This is a genomic window from Bacillus hominis (assembly GCF_018332515.1).
Lineage (GTDB): Bacteria > Bacillota > Bacilli > Bacillales > Bacillaceae_G > Bacillus_A > Bacillus_A hominis.
This window is the reverse complement of sequence record NZ_BOQD01000707.1, coordinates 1-276: the sequence shown is the minus strand read 5'-3', so window position 1 is coordinate 276 and position 276 is coordinate 1. Positions and strand designations below refer to the sequence as shown.

Sequence of the window (276 nt, the reverse complement as noted above, 5' to 3'; positions counted from 1 at the left end):
ATCAGTGGCCTGGTTGTGCTCACACTTATCTGGAGTTATAGCTGGATTTTCATGAAGCAAGTCACCAGTTACATCGGTGCCTTCGACTTTACCGCCTTACGCTGCATTTTCGGCGCTCTCGTTTTATTCATCGTCCTTTTATTACGTGGTCGCGGAATGCGCCCGACACCGTTTAAATACACCTTAGCCATTGCCCTGTTACAAACCTGCGGGATGGTTGGTCTGGCGCAGTGGGCGTTGGTCAGCGGAGGTGCGGGGAAGGTGGCGATCCTGAGC

1 pseudogene is annotated in these 276 nt (G+C 52.9%); it reads left to right on the top strand.

The annotated features are described in order from the left end of the window. Positions 1 to 276 (top strand): annotated as a pseudogene (gene yijE, locus KI356_RS29050) (cystine transporter YijE); the annotation flags it as partial.